Consider the following 19969-nt stretch of genomic DNA (forward strand, 5'->3'; position numbering starts at 1 on the left):
GTCACGCTTACTTAAGCCATAACCCTGAAAACATAAGGAAGCTTCCGAAGCTAATTAAGCTTTTAGCAAAGATAAGTAAGCCAGGCGCCACGGCACGTGTCATAGACGATAATTTTTCATAATTGTCCGCATTGTATCTTTTGTGCCCCCCCATAATCCCGGAAAATAGCGTACAGAGCAGCACTACGGTGACCTTTAATCCCCAGACGCACAGGAAAGACATAGAGAGAATGATAGAATACTGTTTGGCCGTTGCGACGGAAAACAATGACATTGACTGAGCAAGCCATTTCAACGTAAAGCCAATGACGACCGTAGCCACTAACACCAGAACGAACATCAACCCCGCCAGGAGCCACTGTTTTTTGTTAAATAAATCTTTTCCATTCCAGATTAGCACTAGTGTCCAAATCATAAAGAGAAGAAAGAAAAACCAATGCATCACAACGTTCCCCATTTACACATTTTAATCTCCTATCAGGACTGTAACACAGCCCGTCTTAATCACACCATCGCCACTGCCCGCCGCTGGAGACGGCTTACTTTCATCATCGTCATAAATCCAGTCAAGGATCGGTTTTAGCGCAAATTTGATACTGGCATCCCCTCCCAGACCGAGCGCCACTGCAAGCTCACCTGACACCTTAAGGTTAAATGAATAATCCGTGCTATCAATCCAGGTTCCCACGCCAGCAGAAGCGCCAGCGCTCCCTGCACTCCCTGAAAGTTTGCCATCGGCAACGACTACGCCATAAAAATCGGCTTTAGCCGTCGCCTCTCCTTTGACCGCCGCAGCTTCTGCGCCAAGTTCAACATTAAAACCATAACGCCCTTTATTACCGCCGTACATTTCACTGACGGCCTTCGCTTCAGCGGTTGCCAGGTAAACATCCCCGCCAACGCCGCCATATTGCTCCCCTTCTTTTCCGATGCTTCCCGAGGCGCCATATTGTATCGCGGTGGCGTTGGCATTGAGGTTAATAGCCCCGTAATCGGCCCGGTCGGTCACTAACGTGCCGCTGGCATTCGCCACCCCTACTTTTGTACGCACCTCGCCTTTATATTTATCCTGGCTTTTTGTATTGCCGACCGTAATATCGGCAAGCGCGAATCCGGCTGATGCCGTATCGGGTTTTCCAAAGCCGGATTTATCTTCCAGACTTGCATAGGCGCCGAGCACCCGGGCGTCGTAAACATCACCATGTATAGCACCATCTTTACCCGCATCCTTCGCCGCCGTCCCTCCCCAATATTGCGGAGGTGCGGGTTGAGTGGTTGCGACCGCAGGCGTCGCTGAGGTATTGCAAACCGTCTTGTCACCTTCCCTGGCGAGAGGTAAGCCGTTCACAAATACCGTTGTTGAACCGCTGAGAATACTTCCCTGACCATGTTGAGAGCATGAAAGCGGATCGCCTTTTCGTGCCGCCGGAAAGCCGCCAATAATGACGTTGGGACTTCCGCTTTGAATTGAGCCAGTATGTGCGCTGGAATCAATGCGCGCTCTGGCGGCTGGTTTTCCCATAATAGCGTTCTCTGTACGCAGATTAACTGTTAATTTTTACAATCGCGCCCTTAATATCGGTCAGGTTGGTACCCGTTATACTCACCGTATCATTTGCCTTGAGCTCGGTATTAATACCATCACCCAGTTTCGTAAGTTCATTACCTTTGAAGATGGCCTGTTCCACAGCCTCTGCTTTGAGGTTGCCTTCGCCTACGTGAATCTCAATGGTATCCGGGGCGATCAGAATATAGTTGTCTTTAACTTTAAGTTTAATCGTGGTCACAGATTCCAGCAGCGCGTTACCTTCTTTATCCATGGTCAAAACGGTTTGATCTTTCCCAACGTTTATAACGTACTTGTTACCAATATTATGCGCTTCATTATTTCCTACCTCTGATTTCAGGTTCCGCTTGATCGTAATATTTTCATCTTGTCCGACGTTTTTTCTACGATCGACACCAACATCAAGGGTTTCAGAATTTTCAATATCCGTATCCATATTTTTCTCTGCATGGATCCAGATCTGTTCGTGACCGGCTTTATCTTCAAAACGGAGAATATTGGCATTGTCTTTATGGCCATCTTTGCTGCGGCTATAAAAACCCATCTGCGTCGCCGCAGCCGGCAGCGCCCACGGCGGCATGCTTGCGTCGTTATACACGCGCCCGGTAATAATCGGACGGTCCGGGTCGCCGTTGATAAAGTCCACCACCACCTCGTCGCCGACGCGCGGGATCTGCACCCCGCCGTAGCCCTGGCCTGCCCACGCGCTCGACACGCGCACCCAGCAGGAGCTGGTGTCATCGCCTTTCGCCAGACGGTCCCAGTGGAACTTCACCTTCACGCGACCGTATTTGTCCGTCCAGATACTCTCGCCCTTCGGCCCGACCACTTTCGCCGTCTGCGGGCCGTAGGTGCGCGGCCACGCCGTGGACTGCGCCGGGCGGTACACCACCGCCGACGGAATGACTGTGAAATCGGTGCGGTGAATGGTCTCCCCCTCGCCGCTGGCATAGCGGTTCTCTTCAAAGTGGTAGCCCGCCGCCGTCACCAGATACTCCCCGTTGTCGCTGAAGAACGGCGCGTTGGTTAACGTGAAGGTGTGCCCCGGCGCTATCCCCGCCGCCGTGGCGGTGGCCTGAATCTGCTGATGCTCAACCTGCCAGCGCTCCTGACGAATACGGGCATAGAACTCCCCGTGCCCTTTGTCGACAAAGCGACCCGGCCAGTCGTACACGTCGATGCTGCCCGGCTTCGGCGACGCCGGGTTCTGCTGGGCCTGGAACAGCCACGCGTTCGGCTTGCGGAAGTCATAGTCGTCGAGGCTGTAAATCCCCGGCGTCACGCTGTCCTCCAGCGCCCACTGGCTGATGCCCTCTTCGTCCGTACTGCCGCCGGACGGCGTCTGGTGGTAAGGAATAACCTCGTAGCCGCTGAACGGCTGATGCTGCGTGGCGGCGTCGGTAAGCACCAGCGTGTGCTTGTCCGCCTCATGGCGGAAGTGATAGGCAATCCCCTCCAGCTCCATCAGGCGGCTGATGAAGTCCAGGCTCGACTCCTGATACTGCACGCAGTAGTCCCACACCCGGTAGCTGCCGGTGAGTTTATCCTCAACGTTGACCTGATGCTCACCCAGCAGGGTTTTCACAATCTGCGGCACCGTCTGCCCCTGGAAAATACGCAGGTTACGGTCGCGCTTCATTGGCCACAGGTCCGGCTCCACCGTCAGCTGGTACACCGCATAGCGGGTGCCCGTCAGCTCAACGGCGCTGACCGCCACGCGGGTAATCTTGCCGTTAATATAGCGGGAGGTCAGCAGGTTTTGCGTCGGGATGGTCACCGTGACCGGCTGGCCCAGCAGCTTACTGCGGTCGATGCGTGCGTCCGTGCCTAGCACGGTCAGCGCCAGCGCGAACGATTCGGACATCGCCTCGCGGCCCGTCAGTTTCCAGAACAGCAGCCCCTCCACCGGGAGCTGAACGGTAATTCGGTTGAGCATAATCTTTATTCCATATTGCTTATGCGATTCAGAAAAGAGGTTCGCATCTATGCATGAGCGTCATTTATATATCAAAGTGAATGAGTTTTTTCTCTTTTGCCCATTACGTAAATGAGAGAATATATCTTCAGAAACTCCGAGATAACAAACAACCCTAAATTCACCCACACATTTGAAATACCAAACACACTTATCAGAAGTGGGAAAAGAGAAACCGAACATCTGAATGAAATGAGACGAAAGACTTCCTGAATAAGGGCAAACTTAATCGCAACATTTTTTCTCTTAAAAAACAGCCAGGCCGAAGCAAAAAGAGAAAGCAACAAAAGCAAATCAAATATAAAAAAGAGGGTTACGATAAAGCTGTAACCGCCTCCTGAAATGACATCTGAGTTCCCTGTGAACGCGATTATATCTGAAATGAAGGGGATCCTGTTCTGGCGAAGTGAATTTATCGAGTAAAGCAAAAGAGCCAGTACATCCATGCATCCCCAGAAATACCATAATTTATTTTTTAAATTCATAATCCTCTTCTCTGACTCCAGGTATCCATTGCCATGATTTACCACTTACTGCCCAGGCATCATCGCTCTCAAGGTATTTCTGATAAATGGATCGTTGTTCTCCGAATCGTCTAATTACAGATTTTTCAGATATCAACGCGCGTGATACTCCGTCCAGGTCTGCGGGTAGTGCTGTCCAGCGCTGGATTTTGTCGCGCGACGTATTCATGTAATCTTTACCGTCCGATCCAAATACTCTTCCCTCATCCCCCATGCTCGTCAGACGATTAATCGCCATGATCACAACATTTTTTGTGCCATGATAATCATCTTCCACAGTTTTCCAGTAACCTGGCCCATAGTGAGCAGTCAAGGGAATAAAAGCATCACGCGTTGGGGCTGGTTTTCCAAATAGAGCGACATTGTTTCGGTAACGTTCGAGGATGTAACTCACGAAAGCTGAGCTGTACATCTTCTCATCTACACAAAACAACTCTCCTGACTCAGAGATGAAAAAGGGATATATGGCTTTTGTCCGTTGACGGTGGTCTGTTAAAACGACTTCTCCTGAGTCAATTAACCGTTCAATTTTACTAAGATTTTGTGCGTAGAGAGGATCAAACACGGCATTAGGATTAAATTCGAAGCGACGTCGCAACGTTAAACCATCAATGCTGTGAAATGGATTTAAAGCACCGCGCACCACAACAAATTCACGCCCTACGTCGCTCCGTGCATAAACAGGAGAGACAATCTTTTCGAATTCCTTTGGATGAAGCCTTTGGCTTCGAAGATCGTACACTTCCATAGTTTCTCCTGTTTATATTTCTACGGATTCACCAGCCAGGTGCCCGGCTTGCTGATATCCAGCGTCTGGCTGCGCGTTCTCCCGTTGCCCTGCAGTTCAATCTTCGACTCACCGGCTGGCAGCTTGAGCGAGGCATAGCCGTTCGCCGCCGGACGCAGCGCTTTTGGTTCGCCGTTCACTTTCAGCGTTTCACCGTCCTGGATACGGATATAAACCAGCGCGACCGGGCTGGCGTCGGCAGGTGGTGGCGTCTGTTGCGCCGTCGCTGGCTCGCTCACCGTCGCCGTTTCTGGCTTCACCTCTGGCGCGTTCGCGGCAGTTTCTGTCGGACGCGTCTCTAACGGAGCCTGGGCAGCCTGCTCAGGCGCATCATTCCCACCGCTAAACAGCATCGCCCCGGCGACAACGCCCACCAGCACGCCCGCGGCAACCATGCCCGGGATCTTATAGCGACGCCAGTCAAGCACCGAAGCTGGCTTCTCTTCCTCAACCGGAACCAGCATGGTGCCGGTCTTTTTGGCGGTGAGCACGTCGTTGATCCCGGCGACCGGCATCTCAATCAGCGCCGCGAATTCGTCGATAGACTGCGGACGGTCCTCCATGTGCAGCGCCAGCGCGCGGTCGATGGCCTGCAGCAGCGGAATGGAGTAGCCCTGCGGCATGATTTCCACCAGCGGCTTACAGGTGTCCTGGATGGAGCGCACCACGCTGACCGGCGGCGGAGAACCCACAATCAGGGTACGCAGCACCGCGCCGAGGGCGTAAATATCCGTCCACGGCCCCTGCTCGCTCTCGTTGTCGTCGGTGTACTGCTCAATCGGCGCAAAGCCGGGGCGCAGCATGGTTTCCGTTTCGTCGGAAAGGTTACCGATGGTGCGGCGCGCGGAGCCGAAATCGAGCAGCACCGGCAGGCCGTTATCCTGGATCTGAATATTATCCAGCGAGATGTCGCGGTGCAGATAGCCTTCGTCGTGGATGGTCTTGATCGCGCCGAACAGCATCGGCAGCGTGCGGCGGATCCAGGCCTCGTTGATCAGCTCCGGTTTTTCTTCGCGCAGGCGTGATAGCGTGGTGCCGCTATAAAACAGCGTCCCCATGTAAGCCGTGTCGTTTTGCACCCAGAAACGCAGCACGTGCAGCAGGTTCGGGTGGTTAAAACGCGCCAGCAGACGCGCTTCCTGAATAAAGCTGTTCAGGCCCGCGGAAAATGCTTTGCCAAAGCGCTCGCTGCGCAGCACCAGGGTCATGTCGTCGCCGCGCACGGCGAGCGAGGAAGGCATAAATTCTTTGATAGCGATAGTGCGTTCGAGCTGGTGATCCCACGCGCGATAGACAATGCCAAAACCGCCGCCGCCGATCACCTCTTTGATTTCAAACTCGTTGAAGCGGTACCCGACCGGGAGCGCGTTTGGGACAGTCCGATTGTTATCATTATCCGTCATCTTTTACAGTTCTCTTGATGATTATTACGCGGCAAACTGACAGTGAAACTCGCCCTGCTCGCAGGTGACGTGCAGACGTCGGTACTGCTCGTCGCTGCGGCTGGCGGTAAGTAAGATCTGGCTCATCTGAGGCAGCAGGGTGTTAGTCAGAATAGCATCCACCATGCGGCCGCCGGACTCCACCTCGGTGCAGCGCTGAACAATCTGTTCCACCACGCTGTCGTCAAACTCAGAAATAATGCTGTGATTCTCTTCCAGACGACGCTGAATGCGCTTGAGCTGCAGGCGAACTATCTGCCCGAGCATCTCGTCGCTGAGCGGGTAGTACGGCACCACCAGCAGACGGCCCAGCAGCGCCGGCGGAAATACCTCCAGCAGCGGCTGGCGCAGCGCGCCGCTCAAGGCGTCCGGCTCAGGCATCAGCTCCGGATCGGCGCACATGGCGCTAATCAGCTCGGTGCCCACGTTGGACGTCAGAATAATGATGGTGTTGCGGAAATCAATGTGGCGCCCCTCGCCGTCTTCCATCCAGCCTTTGTCGAAGACCTGGAAGAAAATCTCATGGACGTCCGGGTGCGCTTTTTCAATTTCATCCAGCAGCACCACGCTGTAAGGGCGGCGGCGCACGGCCTCGGTTAACACGCCGCCTTCACCATACCCTACGTACCCCGGAGGCGCACCTTTTAAGGTGGAAACGGTGTGCGCTTCCTGGAACTCGCTCATGTTGATGGTGATAACGTTCTGCTCGCCGCCGTACAGGGATTCCGCCAGCGCCAGCGCGGTTTCGGTTTTCCCGACGCCGGACGGGCCGCACAGCATAAATACGCCCACCGGTTTGTTCGGATCGTCCAGTTTCGCCCGCGAGGTTTTCACGCGGCGGGCAATGAGATCCAGCCCGTGACGCTGGCCGATAACGCGCTGGTTCAGCGTGTCGGCAAGGTTGAGTACCGCGTCGATCTCGTTTTTCACCATCCGGCCCAGCGGGATCCCGGTCCAGTCAGAGACCACCGCGGCGACCACGTTTTCATCTACCGCCGCAAACAGCAGTGGCTCGTCTCCCTGTAAGGTGTTCAGCGCCTGCTGCTGCTCCGCCAGCTGGCTGTGCAGCTCAGCGGTGTCTTCCTCACCCGCTGCGAACAGCGCGGCGCGCAGGCGAATAATCTCCTGCACCAGGCTGCGCTCTTCTTCCCAGCGCTGGGCCAGGGCTTCGCGTTTTGTTTCGTACGCGTCGCGTTCTGCGCGTAACGCCGTGACGCGCTCGGCCTCACCGGCCCCCACGCGCGCTTCGCGTTCTGCGATCTCAATTTCCACGTCAAGCGCAGCAAGGTGGCGCAAGCAGTCTTCCAGCTGCGCAGGCGGCGCGCTCTGGCTGACCGCCACGCGGGCACAGGCGGTGTCGAGCAGCGCAACGGCTTTATCCGGCAACTGGCGCGCCGGGATGTAACGATGGGACAGCTTCACCGCCGCGCTGACCGCTTCGTCGAGCAGCAGGACCTGGTGGTGCGTCTCCAGCGGCGACACGGTGCTGCGCAGCATCAGAATGGCTTTCGCTTCGTCCGGCTCGTGAACCTGAACCGTCTGGAAACGACGGGTCAGCGCCGGGTCTTTCTCGATGTACTTTTTGTATTCCGCCCAGGTGGTGGCGCCGATGGTGCGCAGCTGACCGCGCGCCAGGGCTGGCTTCAGCAGGTTCGCCGCATCGCCGGTTCCCTGCTGGCCGCCTGCGCCAATCAGGGTGTGGATCTCATCGATAAACAGAATGATCGGCGTGGCGCTGGACTGGACTTCGTTAATGAGCGCCTGCAGACGGGCTTCAAACTCACCTTTCATGCCCGCGCCGGCCTGCAACATGCCGATATCCAGCAGCCACAGCTGAATATTTTGCAGCGGCTCCGGGACGTCGCCGTCGGCGATACGCAACGCCAGCCCTTCCACCACCGCCGTTTTCCCAACCCCGGCTTCCCCGGTCAGCAGCGGGTTGTTCTGGCGGCGACGCATCAGGATATCGACCATCTGGCGGATCTCCTCGTCGCGCCCGACAACCGGGTCAATCTTCCCGTCGCGTGCGCGGGCGGTCAGGTCCTGGCCGTACTGGGCCAGCGTACCCTGAGCCGCCGGGACCGCACCCGCGGGCGCGTCGACGGCGGCAGCGGCCTGCTGCGTCTCTTTGCTGTTGGCGCAGATGGCGTCGAACTGCTCAATCAGCACCTCAACGTTAAGGCGGGTGAACTGCGCCGAAATGCTTTTCAGCACGTTGGCCAGATTCCAGGTTTTGAGGATGCCGATCAGCAAATGGCCGCCGCGAATGCGGCTGACGCCGAACTTCAGCGAGCCGAAGACCCAGGCGCGCTCCACGGCGCTGTCAATATGTTCAGAGAGATCGGAAACGGAACTTGCGCCGCGCGGCAGAGCGTCCAGCGCTGCAACGATATCGCGCGCCAGCTGCTGTTCATCAAGGGCAAAATGGCGGATGACCTGCTGCAGATCGCCATCCTGCTGCTGCATCAGCTGATGCAGCCAGTGCACCAGCTCAACGTAGGGGTTGCCGCGCAGCTTGCAGAAGGCAGTCGCGCTTTCCAGAGAGGTAAATAACAGCGTATCCAGTTTGCCGAAAAGCACGGCACGGCTAATTTCTGACATGTTAGTTTCCATTAACAATGATTCGGTATACGGAAGGATTACCGCTCTGCGCGATACACCAGATCGCCACGCGGGACAGGCTGCGGCTGCAGGCCCAGCCAGGTGTTATAGCCTAATCGCCCATTGCTGCCGAGCGTGGTGCCCTGCACCGCGTCTTCACGCAGGATCACCCGCGTTTCCCATTCAAATTCAATCCCGGCGTACTGGCGCACCCAGTCGCGCAGCTCGGTGACCCACGCTTCACCCGGCAGAAAGCGGTTGTACTCCTCCGCGCTCAGCGGGCCAATCTCAATGCGAAACTTATGCTGCACGTCGCGGACGGCCACGCCAAGAAAGGCGGATTCACCCATACGCGGCATGCGGCGACCTTCCCCCAGCTGCGCCTGCTCGCGCGTGGAAAGCGGCATCCACTGCGGCACGTTGCTGACCAGTTTGACTGGCGCTTTAAAGTAGCTGCGCAGGATCTTCTCCAGCCCCTCCGGATCCCGCCCGTGACGGGTCAGGTGTCCGGCGTGGGTAAAGCGGGCATGAGAGCTCAGGCTGCCTTTGTTCATCTGCCCCGCCTGCCCCATGCCAATCAGCGACGCCAGGTAGCCCTCAAAGCGCCTGTTATCGGCGCGATCCAGAGAGACAGCCGGTTGCGCATCCGCCCACGCGCGGTAAAACAGCAGCGCCAGACGATGATGAAACAGATCGGCAAACGCGCTGAGGCTGGTGTCCTGATGATGATGAATACGCTCGCGGGCGTATTCGGTCATATGGACCGGCAGCGGACCGTTCGGGCCAAACAGGCCGAAGCTTAAAATTGATACTTCATGAATCCCGCTTTCCTCACGCAGGCCGACCTGAGCCAGCGTCGACGGCGCAAAGCTCATCGACGGTTGCTGGCCAATGCGCAGCGGCTCAAACTTCGGCAGCGGCGCGCGTCCCAGCGGGTAGCGCTCGCCGCCCTGGGCATCAATGCGCCTTAACAGCTGAAACAGATCGTAGCGCCAGGGCGCCTCACGGACCCCGTGCCAGAACGCATCCGGCAGCTTCGTCAGGCGATGTACGCGCAGCGGTGCAGTAGCGGCGTCACTCATACCAGCGCCCTTTTACCCATGCGAGGCGCCCAGTAGCCAATCTCGCCGCGCTGCTGGCTCTTCAGGGTGAATTCGGTGAAGCTGTTGATAGAGACCAGACGGGCAAAGAGGCGCTCCATCACGCTGCCGAAAAGCCACGGGCTGGCGCCGGAAAACGCCCGCTCGTCTACGGTCAGGCTGATGCCAATTCCACGGGCGAAAACGACCGGGCCGGGTTCAGGCACGCGGCGGTGAACCGGCTCCAGCACGCAGTGGCGAACGCCCTCTACCTGACGCGCCACCGGCGTCTCGGCCAGGTTGGCGTACAGCCCTAACAGCTGGCGCAGTGCGGCTGCTCCCTCTTCATTCTCGCTGTCCATCAGGCTGAGGTAGTTCATCTGCAGCTGGCTGATGAGCCGCCAGGTGCTGAACCCTTCAGCCAGCGCCGGACGCGGTGGCGTCGGCCCTTTACGCAGAGTGAGTGATTTCACCGGCATGGAGTCGGCCATAATGAACTGCCCGAGCTCCTGCTGCAGCATCAGCGGCAGGTCGCGGCTGGTGCAGAGCACCTCGGCAGAGATATAGCGCAGGTTTTCCTGCCACGGCGCATGCTGCTCGTCCACCAGCGAAACAAACACCTCTGAACCGATATAGCCGGTACGGGTGCCGTAGCGCAGGGCATGCTCAGAAAGCACGCGCTGTTCCCGGCGCAGGGAAAAATAGGCCCCGTAGTTGCCCGCGTCGCCGCTCCAGGTGCTCCAGAATGGACGAAACGTCTGGTCGTCGCGCTGACCATCGGCGCTGCCAAAAATTTTATTTACGGCGTAAATTTCATAATCCAGCGGCCGGATGTTATCGACCACCAGATGGTATTCATGCTGCCCTTCATTCAGCTTCTGCCGGGCCGCCACTTTCGGGAACAGGTTGATGACCGGCGTACAGTGCAGCGCCAGATGGCTGGCGTCCACCACGCGCTCCAGTTGCTCATCCGACTTATCCAGCAGAATAAAAATGTCGAAGGCTTTTTCGCCCTCACAGCGCTGGATCAGCGTGCTCAGACCGCTCAGGCTGATGAAGCGGAAGCGGGCCGGAAACGCAAAATACTCCTGCAGCAGGCGGTAGCCGTCAAAGTTGCGCAGATCGTCCGGAAGGAGCGCCTGGTCAGACTCAAAGCCCTCCTGGCGAAGCGCGTCCGACGACAGCAGCTGTCGCTGCGGCTGCGGGCTGACCGTCTGGCAGACGATCCCGGCGTGATGCTCCATGACCAGCTCCAGCAGCTTCAGCGCCTCAATGTCCGGGCCGCTCAGGAAAAACTCCAGCCGGTCGAAATCCAGGTGCCCGAGGTTTTGCGGGCCATCGCAGGCGATGCGGATCCGCAGGGCGCTGTTGATCCCCCGCTGGCTCAACCCCAGCTGCGCGAGCGGCAGATCGGCGGGCACGCCGCCCAGCTCGACCTTGTCGATTTTCAGCGGCAGCAGGTTGACCTCGTGCGCCGTGGTATAGCTGCAGGTCACGCCTGTTTTTTTCAGCGCCAGGCTGTCCATCATGGTACCGCGCGGCACAATGAAGCCCTTGCTCAGGTCGCCCCGGCTGCTGTCGGGCTCAATCTCCGCGATCGCCATCGACGGCGTGGGTGCGAGGTAGTTCGGCGCGATCATCTCCAGCAGACGCTGGGAGAAGCGCGGAAACTCCGCGTCCATTTTCATCTGCACGCGGGAGGTCAGGAAGGCGAAGCCCTCCATCAGACGCTCGGTATACGGATCCGCCACGTCGATGCCGCGCATGCCCAGCCGTCCGGCGACTTTTGGGTAACGTTCGGCAAACTCGGCCCCCATTTCGCGCAGGTAGGCCAGTTCGCGGTTGTAGTATTCGAGCAGTTTACTTTCCATGATTACCCCGCGTCTTTCAGTTCAAAATGGCCGTTTTCCAGATCGACATCGGTGCGAAACAGAAACTCCAGCGGGTACGGCACGCACCATAAACGCCCTTTGATCTCGATGGAGAGCACGTTGTGCAGATCCAGCGAGGAGGTATCCGACACGCAGCGGACCTGCAGCCCCTGCGGCAAAATGCGCGGTTCAAAATTGATGATGGCCTCGGTAAGCTTGCGCTGAATATCGTGCCATTCGATATCCGACATTCTTTTCCCGGCGAGCGGTGCGACGCCAAAGTTAATCACCGAGCGGCTCACGTGCGGCAAGGCGCTCAAATCGCCGGAAGCATCGTGGTTGATGGTGTTAAACAACCACTGCAGATCCCGCAGCACGTTGCGGCGCAGGGCGGCGTGGGTGATCAGATTGCTGTTGGCCGGTTCGCGTTTTTTTTCCGGGTCGTTATCGGTGAGACGATCCAGCAGCGAGGGCTGCATTTTGTCGCGCGCCCCCACCTTCTCCTGCCTGCTGCGGGCTTGCCAGCCGCTGCGCAGCAGATCGCCTTCGCCAGCAGGATTACTCATCGGCTCCATCCGTCGCAAACGTCACGAGGCTTAACGACAGCAGCGGGCTTTCGCTTTGCTCGCTGAGCCAGGCTTTCTGGCCCATCCCTTCGTAGAGGGTGCCGTCTTCGTCGAGAGGCCGCCATTCAGTAGTACGGCCCAGTTTGACCGCATCAGTGGCATCGGCAGCAAAAGGATAACGCGCCGGGATCTGACACACCTGCTCCGTACCGTCGGTCAGGCGCACCAGCGCATGACGCCAGACAAGATCGGTCACGCTGGCAGGCGCCTGGAAACGGATCTCCGCGATAGCGCTAAACGGCAGCCAGAAATAACGGCCGTTCACGATGGTTTCGCAGACCGGGCCGAGGCGGGCGTCGCCATCCATCAGCCACTCGAACGCCTGCGTCTCCTCGTTTTCGAGGATAATCTGGCCGGCGGCAGCCTCAGCCCGATCGAGGGCCTCCAGACGCAGCGCCCGGGCGCGCTCGCCCTCCTCGCTAAGCGCCATAGCCAGGGTGGTCAGCCAAGTCCACTGGGTTTCAGGCATGGCCGGACGCGCCTGCCCCGCCATCACCTGCGCGCGCTGCAGCTCGCCCTGAATGGATTGCTCCAGCAGCGTGACGGTCGGCTTCGCCTGCGGCTTCAGCGCCAGCCAGCTTTTCAGCTGGGTCAGCGCACGCGTCCAGTTGCCGCTGAGGGTTAAAAACTGCACGAACGCGGCGCGGAGGTCGGCATCTGCCGGACGGGCTTTGATCTCTGCTTCGAGGCGCGCCAGCGCGTCGTTGAGCGTTTCACCCGCCAGGTGTTGATAGAGCGTATTCATAGCCATTCCTTAATTCGCCGCGCGCCAGGCGCCGACGGCCGGATCGCGCAGCTGAGGGCGCAGGGTATCAATCAGAACGATATTCAGCGGCGTGCCCGGTGCGACCCAGGCGCTCCAGGTTTTCTTCACCGCCGCAATACGCGCCTGCAGCTTTGCATCGTCGCTGGCAATCTCACGGGAAATCTCCACCGCTACCGTGCCGTTGCTCTTCCAGCTGTTCAGGGCGTTATCGTAAGGCAGGATCATCCAGCTCTGGTCGCTGTTTGGCGTGCTGAAAACCATGCGCTCTTTGTTAACGGAGGTGATCAGCGCGTTTTCCGGATCGGCGCTCTGATTCAGCCCCATCACCGGGAAGCCGTGAATGTACGTCACCGCCATCTCTTTCTGTCCGCCGTTGCGGGACTGAGAGACAACGGTGTGACCACTCAGCCAGCTGCCGTTACCGCAGCGGGTGGTGTCAGAATCCGGGATAAAGAGCGCCGGTGCGGACGCGCCCCCTTCCCAGAAGGTGCGCAGGTGGCAGCCGTCCTGCAGGGTAAATTCCTGCCACGGCGTGCGGTCCGCGGCAACCGTATGGGCAGCAACGTTCTGATCCGGTGGCAGTAACGCGCCGCTGGACGTGGCCGTGGTGACGGCAGGCGCAGCCTGCTGCTGTTTCACCACCAGCGCCCACTCCTGCGCTTTGGCGGCCGTACCCTGCGCCAGCGTCGTCCCCTCCGGATCGTTGAGCGTCCAGCTCAGCTTATTCACTTTGCTGCACTGGTGCTCCAGCAGCGAGCCAAGGCGCGGCACAAAGTTTTCCAGCACCGAGACGTCTTTCTTGCCGTTCGCCACGATACGCAGCGCCACCTCAGGCTTACACCAGCTCTGCGGGGTGTTGTCTTTGATGTTGTCGATCCAGATATCCAGCTTCTGCGCAGGAGACTGCACGATGCGGAAATTCTCAGCCTGCACGGTGGAGGTCACCGCCAGAAGTGCCAAACCCGATAGCCAAAGTTTCATATCGTTCCTTGTGTGTCTAATCAGTTCCGCAGGGAAGAAATTGTGCTGCGTCAGAGAGGGTGTGCAGCAAAGTAGTGTCCTGAGGGTTGCCCATCCATACCGCCAGGGCAGTATAGTTATCCTGAGCATTCCCTTCCTGTTCGCCATTCTTTTGAATGATTTGGTTCATTAAGGTCAGCCACTCCTGCGGCGTATTGACCATGTGCAGCGACTGCTTCATTTGCTCTTCACTGACGCCGTGCCAGAACCCGTCGGTGCAGAGTAAAAAGGCATCGCCGTCTTCCACCTGCACCACGTCACTGTAGCTCGCCTCCGGCCCGCCGTTTTCAATCCCCAGCGCCAGATAAAGCAGGTTGCTGTTGAGATCGTCCGTCTGATGCCCGGCATCCTTCATCTGCTGCACCAGGCTGTGGTCGGTGGTCACGTGCCATAGCCATCCCCGGCGAAACAGGTACAGGCGGCTATCGCCGGCATGCGCCCAGTACGCCAGCCCGTAGTCCCGGTCAATGAACAGGCTGACCAGCGTTGTGCCCATCCGGCGATAGTCCTGAACGGCCTGCTGTTCGCTCAGAATGGTGCGGTTCGCCGTCTGTACGTAATCTCGGATATGCTGCGCGTTCAGGTGCTTGTCGCCATCGAAGCGGGAGATAATGCTGTTGCGGGCCAGTTCCGCGGCGACCTCACCGCCCGGCAGCCCCGCGATGCCGTCACAGACGACAAAGCAGGCCGAGCGTTCCCCTATGGTTTCTCCCGTCTGATCCTGGTTGCTGGCGCGCGTCCCCTGGCGGGATAGAGAAGCGGTTGCGATATTCATTTGTCTTCCGATCCGCTCTGTGAGTCTTTGTACTGATTCACCTCCATGTCATACGCATGAAGGAAGGCTTCGCCGAACAGGGTGTGGAAGTCATCCTCGATCTCGCCCGCCGTCTCGCCATAGCTGCGAACAAAATAGTCCCACAGGGCGGCTTTGCGGCTGCCCGGCAGCGCCAGACGAGAGGTCATGCCGTTCTGCTTCGCCTGCTCCTCCAGCTGTTCCGGGTTAAAGGACTGCAGCATCGCGGCGATGATGGCCCGAATACCGGAGATCATCCCCAGCTGGTGCGCCTGAAGGTCGATCAGCGCGTCGCGCACGGATTTGGTCGGCGGCATAAAGCCCGGCATCGGCGTACCAAACATCTGGATCAGTACGGTTTTGCCGGTCGGCAACAGCTTGAACGGGTTGTTGGCATCGTCCAGCACCATGGTCATATCGGCTTTCACGCCGCGCTTGAGGATAGAGCGCGACGAGAGCAGCGCCACGGTGCCTTGCGAGAACATGCCCAGAATCTGCCCCAGCTGACGCATATTTTCACGGTCAAACTGCGGAACGGGCTGCATTTCGCTCAGGCCCATGCCTTCGAGCAGCGCCTGCAGCAGTTCGCCCTGCAGCACTTCGCCCTTCTCGCCGTTATTCGCGGTGGCGGTTGGGGTTGCCGCGTTGTTGACCGGGTCGATGCGCAGACGCCCCTTCGGTGCCTGAGCACTGCTACGCGCAACGGCCTGCGGCGTTGGCATGGTGAAGCCCGCGTAATCCGGTCGCGCCGGCTCTTCTTCACGCGCCGTTTCCTGCGGCTCAGGAGCGAACAGCGGAGAATCGGCCAGCACATCCTCTTCCTGCTCTGATTCAGGCGCTGGTGCTGGCTTGTCGTCAGCAATGTCATCCGGATGGGTTAACGGTGCCCCGCCCATCAGCCCGAGCGGGTCATCATTGCGCGCGGCTGGCGCGCTGGCCTTTCCACCAAACAGCGCCAGCGGGTCGAGCTCGTCCGACGCTTCTTCTTTAGCGGTGGGTTGCCCCTCAACCGGCGGCACCAGCGTGGAAGGCGTCACGTCGTCAAAAATGCTCTCTTTTTTGAACAGCGCTTCGTCGCTGAACAGCGTGTCCGGGTCGACATTCTTACGCTCAAGCGATGGATCGCTGTCGTTGAACATCGCGAGCGGATCTTCGGCATTACGCTCCGGGGCCGCAGGCTGGGAGAACGGATCGTGCGATGTCGCAGGCTGAGGTTTTGCGCGGTTGCTGGAGATGCTGTCGGAGATGGAGAACTCCTGCATCAGGCTGTCCCAGATTTCCGACGGCACGGCGGTCGGTTCCGATTTACCGCGTGGCGCAGTGTTAGCAGGCTTCGCTTGCGCTGCGGGTGCAGTTGGCGCGGCTGTCGGACGTGGCGGCTGCTGCATGCTTGCCGCCATACGGCTTACCGGCTGCGTATCGTGGATAAGCTCAGTAACTTCAATGCGGTAGTCATCAATACCGAGAATGTCGCCATCCTGGAGTTCAACCTGACGTCCGCGCTCCAGCGGAATATCATTTAATACCACGCGGGTGACGCTGCCACGGTTGGTGACGCGGCATTCGCCCTGGGCGTCAACGTGAACAATGGCCTGCAGACGCGATATGGTGCGGTCATTGTCCGGCAATACCAGATTGTTATCCGTACCGCGCCCAATGGTGCCGCCCGGGGCGTAAAAATCACAGCTGCTCTGCGGCGGCTGATGACCGGGTTTCGTAGAAATAATCGTGAATCGCATGGCGTATTCCTGCTGGTATGATTAGCGCTCAAACGCTGCCGCTCTCGGGGCGAGAACGGCGGCGTTTGAAAAAGTGAATATCAAAAACTATTTAGTGAAGGTTATAAAATATAATCCAACAATGAGCCATAGAGTGAATATTAACGCCTGTAATTTATAACGACGATGTAACTTTAGTATCCAGCCAATTCTTTCTTCCGGTAACGACTGTACGTATTTATAAGCTTCTTCCTGAACAAGCCTTTCACGAGTGAACTTCATTTTTACGCCTTTATAAAGGCGAACAAACCAGATTATTTTTTGATAATTTGCCAACGAACCAAAAAAAGAAGCGTAGTCGGTAACAAGATCCAGGTCATATCCCTTTCGCCGGTAGTCAGAAAGTAACTGATTATAATCAGCCTCGTGTTTTTTGAAGTAACGAGAACTGAATAGATCCATAACTATCACAATCAGCAATAAAACCACGATAAGGAATAATAGTAAATTTTCAATATTCACCATATTTTATCCATCATATACTCAGTCGCTCCGCCCGCTATCTCGCCACCAACGTATCCACCTGCTGCCGCCCCGACAATGGAACAGGCGAGCAAACCTACACCACCCGTCGCGACACCAAGCGCAACGCATACACCGGCACCTGCCATGGCTCCGTATTTGCCACCGTAAATCCCTCCTGCAAGACTTGCACCAAAGCTGCTGTATTTTTTCACAGCGACTTTAGTACAACTTTGCTCTCGTCCCGTGGTGCATGCATTGTAAACTTCATTGGTTGTATTTGCACCGGCAAAACCTATTGCAAGCCATCCCCCCGCTTTAAGAAAACGAGCGGCTTTAGAGGCATTATCGACATAAGTTGAATAACCACGAATAGAAGCGACACCCGCTGTGCTCCATTCATGTACAATTGATCTGCTTGACAACCCTAATGCATGCTTCAGTTCGTTATAGGGTTTCATCTTTAACGTCAGCCTGGACAATTTATTTAATAAACCATCCAACTCAGAAAAGAGGCGCTGACGCTCAACAAAAAACTGCTGGCTTATCAATGTCCCTTGTGCCCTGTACTGATTCTGGTATGCCAACTCAATGGATTTAAGTTTTTTTTCTATTTCACTGAAATATTTTTCACCTGCGTCAGCAACAACTCCAAGGGACTTATCCATAAAATTAGTGACTGCGGCTATGGTACTAAAATGGTGATTAAAAAAATTCGCTTCTCCAGAGTTAAGATCGGCCAGAGCACCATTGACTTTATTTTTTGCAAGCTGTAACTGCTTAAGTTGCACAGCATTATTACTTCCCGGCGCATCAAGAATCAACATCTGTCCAGGTTTTGACCACTGCATATCACTATTAACCTTCATGAAATAACGTGCAGCATCACTATTTGGATTGTTGAATAAGAGCCTTGCCTGGAAATCCAGAGTTCCGGGTTGCTGAACAATGCAATATCCCGAATTAACTAATGATTGACCAGCCATATTCATTCCCTCTGATTTTCACCGAAACGCTTACAAATAAGCACAAACATTTAAATAAAAATGAAGTTAAGCAGCACCCAAATGTTGACGCTTTTCTAAAAAAAGAGTCAATATTTGGAAACTCTTCTATTCTATTTTAGTCAGCGATAGTTCACCTTTAGCATTCGCACTGAGCACAAAGCGAGTCGCGTACCGAAGAGCGGCATTATGATTTCTCAACTTTAATACCACATCATACTTTCCTGGCTGCCAGTCAACTTTATCCCAGCGAAGACAATCCTCAGACTTTAGAATGCGGCCGGAATGAAAAATTTGTGGGGAATATATAGCTTCCCATTCATTACCTACCTGTCGAGATATTGAAGGTTCGTAAACTAAAACAGTTTCACCTGGCCTGGTGTCATCCAAAAATCCAAAACAGGGGACATTTTTTTCCAGCTTAACAGTTAAACTTTGAAACTGAGCAGGATGGGATATGCATGCGCAACATGATAATACAATGGATATAACAGTTAACGCTCTTTCCATCGCTATTATACACCGAGTAGTGAACCAATCGTAATGACCGGGGAAAAAACCCCGGCCACATACGCAATTATGCTTCTTTGTTTTCTTTGATATTCCAGCCAGCGCTGCTTTCAGCACCTTTACCACCAGACGTGGTCTGCTCCCAGTACTGCTGTTTCACTTTCGCAGCCTGGAATGCGTAGGTCACACCAACGGTATCGCCGTTGTCTGCACCAGTGTACTGAACGGAAGTGACCAGCACATCTTCCAGCGTAATGCGGGAATATTCCACCTGCTGGCCACCCGCTTTACATACGGACAGCTCAACTTTGGTCAGGTGTTTACCGCTGGCGCAGTGTTTCAGGATAGCGGTGGTGGATTTGTCGATCAGCGCGTTAACGTGCAGGTCGTTAAAGTTGACTTTACCGGCACCGCCGCCACCGCCAACGCTCATATTACCAGGCTGGGAAGCGCCCCAGGAGAAGGAGGTAATATCAGTCCAGCCGGTGTGGTTAGAATCTTTAGATTCGCCCGTAACACCCTCGACCTTCAGAAACATATCAATAGCCATAATATCTACTCTTCGTGGATGAACAATATTGCTTTCGAAAAAGCACTTATATGGCAAACAGGAAAGCATGGGGCTGAATAAAACCGTCCATATTTTACCTCTGCCTCACATCAAATGACCCGTGTCATTTGACAGTCTTACATTCCCTCTGAATGAACGGAAAGAATGTGAAGTCTTTTACTATTGTGGATTATCCTGAATCCAGGTGCGGTCAGGATTTCCGATGATTAATTGAGGAACAAGTTTATTAAGTTCGTCACTATGATAAAGACGTAGACAGTTTAAGGTTACGCCTTTTACATCGGGTTTTCGCTCCGAATGAAAACCATTAATTTGATTTTTATATTTTCCAATGAGGGCATCCACTTTATCAGTGCCATTTTCGGCATCAAAAGGTATCCACTCAATAAATGCACTCGCACTGCGGGCCGCATCAGCAGAAAACAGGCTGCCTTTATCTGCTACCTGCGCAAGACAGCGCGCCAGAACTAAATCTTTTAAAACCTGCCGGTATGTTTGATGCTGGTAAAAATCAAATTGAGTGTTATCGCCAAGAGCCGAAAACGTTAAAAATGCGAGCAGAATAAATGCTCTCTTCAAATTCATTAGTGATA

At 55.9% G+C, this 19969-nt stretch carries 18 protein-coding genes; all 18 read right to left on the reverse strand.

Going from position 1 to position 19969, the window contains the following annotated elements; genetic code table 11:
- Positions 1-7: 7 nt before the first annotated feature.
- On the reverse strand, positions 8-457 hold the full coding sequence (locus HBM95_13150) for a hypothetical protein (protein NIH43874.1): 450 nt from the start codon (positions 455-457) through the stop codon (positions 8-10).
- A 9-nt stretch (positions 458-466) separates the two neighbouring features.
- Positions 467-1522, reverse strand: coding sequence for a flagellar biosynthesis protein FlgH (locus HBM95_13155; protein NIH43875.1), 1056 nt, complete (start codon positions 1520-1522; stop codon positions 467-469).
- Between the two features lie 22 nt (positions 1523-1544).
- Positions 1545-3503 (reverse strand): type VI secretion system tip protein VgrG, encoded by a 1959-nt coding sequence (gene tssI, locus HBM95_13160; protein NIH43876.1) that lies wholly within the window; start codon positions 3501-3503, stop codon positions 1545-1547.
- Positions 3504-3574: 71 nt separating this feature from the next.
- A complete protein-coding gene (locus HBM95_13165) occupies positions 3575-4027 on the reverse strand; it encodes a hypothetical protein (protein ID NIH43877.1) in 453 nt (150 codons plus the stop codon).
- Positions 4011-4814, reverse strand: a complete 804-nt coding sequence (locus HBM95_13170) for a hypothetical protein (protein ID NIH43878.1) — start codon at positions 4812-4814, stop codon at positions 4011-4013. The genes HBM95_13165 and HBM95_13170 overlap by 17 nt, the downstream gene beginning before the upstream one ends.
- Before the next feature lie 20 nt (positions 4815-4834).
- Positions 4835-6256: a protein kinase gene (locus HBM95_13175; GenBank protein NIH43879.1), complete on the reverse strand. Its 1422-nt coding sequence runs from the start codon at positions 6254-6256 to the stop codon at positions 4835-4837.
- Between the two features lie 24 nt (positions 6257-6280).
- Entirely contained in the window at positions 6281-8896 is a 2616-nt protein-coding gene (gene tssH, locus HBM95_13180; GenBank protein ID NIH43880.1) for a type VI secretion system ATPase TssH, read from the reverse strand.
- A 38-nt stretch (positions 8897-8934) separates the two neighbouring features.
- Positions 8935-9978 (reverse strand): type VI secretion system baseplate subunit TssG, encoded by a 1044-nt coding sequence (tssG, locus tag HBM95_13185; GenBank protein NIH43881.1) that lies wholly within the window; start codon positions 9976-9978, stop codon positions 8935-8937.
- Positions 9975-11846, reverse strand: coding sequence for a type VI secretion system baseplate subunit TssF (tssF, locus tag HBM95_13190; protein NIH43882.1), 1872 nt, complete (start codon positions 11844-11846; stop codon positions 9975-9977). The genes tssG and tssF overlap by 4 nt, the downstream gene beginning before the upstream one ends.
- 2 nt (positions 11847-11848) lie before the next feature.
- The gene (gene tssE / locus HBM95_13195; protein NIH43883.1) at positions 11849-12412 is read right to left on the reverse strand and encodes a type VI secretion system baseplate subunit TssE; all 564 of its coding nucleotides are present in this window, start codon (positions 12410-12412) and stop codon (positions 11849-11851) included.
- The gene (locus HBM95_13200) at positions 12405-13217 is read right to left on the reverse strand and encodes a protein of avirulence locus ImpE (protein ID NIH43884.1); all 813 of its coding nucleotides are present in this window, start codon (positions 13215-13217) and stop codon (positions 12405-12407) included. The genes tssE and HBM95_13200 overlap by 8 nt, the downstream gene beginning before the upstream one ends.
- A gap of 9 nt (positions 13218-13226) precedes the next feature.
- Positions 13227-14219, reverse strand: coding sequence for a hypothetical protein (locus tag HBM95_13205; GenBank protein ID NIH43885.1), 993 nt, complete (start codon positions 14217-14219; stop codon positions 13227-13229).
- Positions 14220-14235: 16 nt separating this feature from the next.
- The gene (locus tag HBM95_13210) at positions 14236-15033 is read right to left on the reverse strand and encodes a serine/threonine-protein phosphatase (GenBank protein ID NIH43886.1); all 798 of its coding nucleotides are present in this window, start codon (positions 15031-15033) and stop codon (positions 14236-14238) included.
- Positions 15030-16790, reverse strand: a complete 1761-nt coding sequence (gene tagH / locus HBM95_13215) for a type VI secretion system-associated FHA domain protein TagH (GenBank protein NIH43887.1) — start codon at positions 16788-16790, stop codon at positions 15030-15032. The genes HBM95_13210 and tagH overlap by 4 nt, the downstream gene beginning before the upstream one ends.
- Positions 16791-16877: 87 nt before the next feature.
- Positions 16878-17294: a hypothetical protein gene (locus HBM95_13220; protein ID NIH43888.1), complete on the reverse strand. Its 417-nt coding sequence runs from the start codon at positions 17292-17294 to the stop codon at positions 16878-16880.
- The gene (locus HBM95_13225) at positions 17288-18277 is read right to left on the reverse strand and encodes a hypothetical protein (protein NIH43889.1); all 990 of its coding nucleotides are present in this window, start codon (positions 18275-18277) and stop codon (positions 17288-17290) included. The genes HBM95_13220 and HBM95_13225 overlap by 7 nt, the downstream gene beginning before the upstream one ends.
- Before the next feature lie 595 nt (positions 18278-18872).
- A complete protein-coding gene (locus HBM95_13230; GenBank protein NIH43890.1) occupies positions 18873-19355 on the reverse strand; it encodes a type VI secretion system tube protein Hcp in 483 nt (160 codons plus the stop codon).
- A 180-nt stretch (positions 19356-19535) separates the two neighbouring features.
- A complete protein-coding gene (locus tag HBM95_13235; protein ID NIH43891.1) occupies positions 19536-19961 on the reverse strand; it encodes a hypothetical protein in 426 nt (141 codons plus the stop codon).
- Positions 19962-19969 lie beyond the last annotated feature (8 nt).

The organism is Enterobacter asburiae (genome assembly GCA_011754535.1).
In the GTDB taxonomy this organism is placed as follows: Bacteria; Pseudomonadota; Gammaproteobacteria; order Enterobacterales; family Enterobacteriaceae; genus Enterobacter; species Enterobacter cloacae_N.

Excerpts from the sequence above, each read along its gene's own strand:
- tagH (NIH43887.1), bottom strand. The coding sequence starts at position 16,790 with ATGCGATTCACGATTATTTCTACGAAACCCGGTCATCAGCCGCCGCAG.
- HBM95_13225 (NIH43889.1), bottom strand. The coding sequence starts at position 18,277 with ATGGCTGGTCAATCATTAGTTAATTCGGGATATTGCATTGTTCAGCAA.
- HBM95_13210 (NIH43886.1), bottom strand. The coding sequence starts at position 15,033 with ATGAATATCGCAACCGCTTCTCTATCCCGCCAGGGGACGCGCGCCAGC.
- HBM95_13230 (NIH43890.1), bottom strand. The coding sequence starts at position 19,355 with ATGGCTATTGATATGTTTCTGAAGGTCGAGGGTGTTACGGGCGAATCT.
- HBM95_13150 (NIH43874.1), bottom strand. The coding sequence starts at position 457 with ATGGGGAACGTTGTGATGCATTGGTTTTTCTTTCTTCTCTTTATGATT.
- HBM95_13155 (NIH43875.1), bottom strand. The coding sequence starts at position 1,522 with ATGGGAAAACCAGCCGCCAGAGCGCGCATTGATTCCAGCGCACATACT.
- HBM95_13205 (NIH43885.1), bottom strand. The coding sequence starts at position 14,219 with ATGAAACTTTGGCTATCGGGTTTGGCACTTCTGGCGGTGACCTCCACC.
- tssG (NIH43881.1), bottom strand. The coding sequence starts at position 9,978 with ATGAGTGACGCCGCTACTGCACCGCTGCGCGTACATCGCCTGACGAAG.
- HBM95_13175 (NIH43879.1), bottom strand. The coding sequence starts at position 6,256 with ATGACGGATAATGATAACAATCGGACTGTCCCAAACGCGCTCCCGGTC.
- tssF (NIH43882.1), bottom strand. The coding sequence starts at position 11,846 with ATGGAAAGTAAACTGCTCGAATACTACAACCGCGAACTGGCCTACCTG.
- tssH (NIH43880.1), bottom strand. The coding sequence starts at position 8,896 with ATGTCAGAAATTAGCCGTGCCGTGCTTTTCGGCAAACTGGATACGCTG.
- HBM95_13220 (NIH43888.1), bottom strand. The coding sequence starts at position 17,294 with ATGGTGAATATTGAAAATTTACTATTATTCCTTATCGTGGTTTTATTG.
- HBM95_13170 (NIH43878.1), bottom strand. The coding sequence starts at position 4,814 with ATGGAAGTGTACGATCTTCGAAGCCAAAGGCTTCATCCAAAGGAATTC.
- HBM95_13235 (NIH43891.1), bottom strand. The coding sequence starts at position 19,961 with ATGAATTTGAAGAGAGCATTTATTCTGCTCGCATTTTTAACGTTTTCG.
- HBM95_13165 (NIH43877.1), bottom strand. The coding sequence starts at position 4,027 with ATGAATTTAAAAAATAAATTATGGTATTTCTGGGGATGCATGGATGTA.
- tssE (NIH43883.1), bottom strand. The coding sequence starts at position 12,412 with ATGAGTAATCCTGCTGGCGAAGGCGATCTGCTGCGCAGCGGCTGGCAA.
- tssI (NIH43876.1), bottom strand. The coding sequence starts at position 3,503 with ATGCTCAACCGAATTACCGTTCAGCTCCCGGTGGAGGGGCTGCTGTTC.
- HBM95_13200 (NIH43884.1), bottom strand. The coding sequence starts at position 13,217 with ATGAATACGCTCTATCAACACCTGGCGGGTGAAACGCTCAACGACGCG.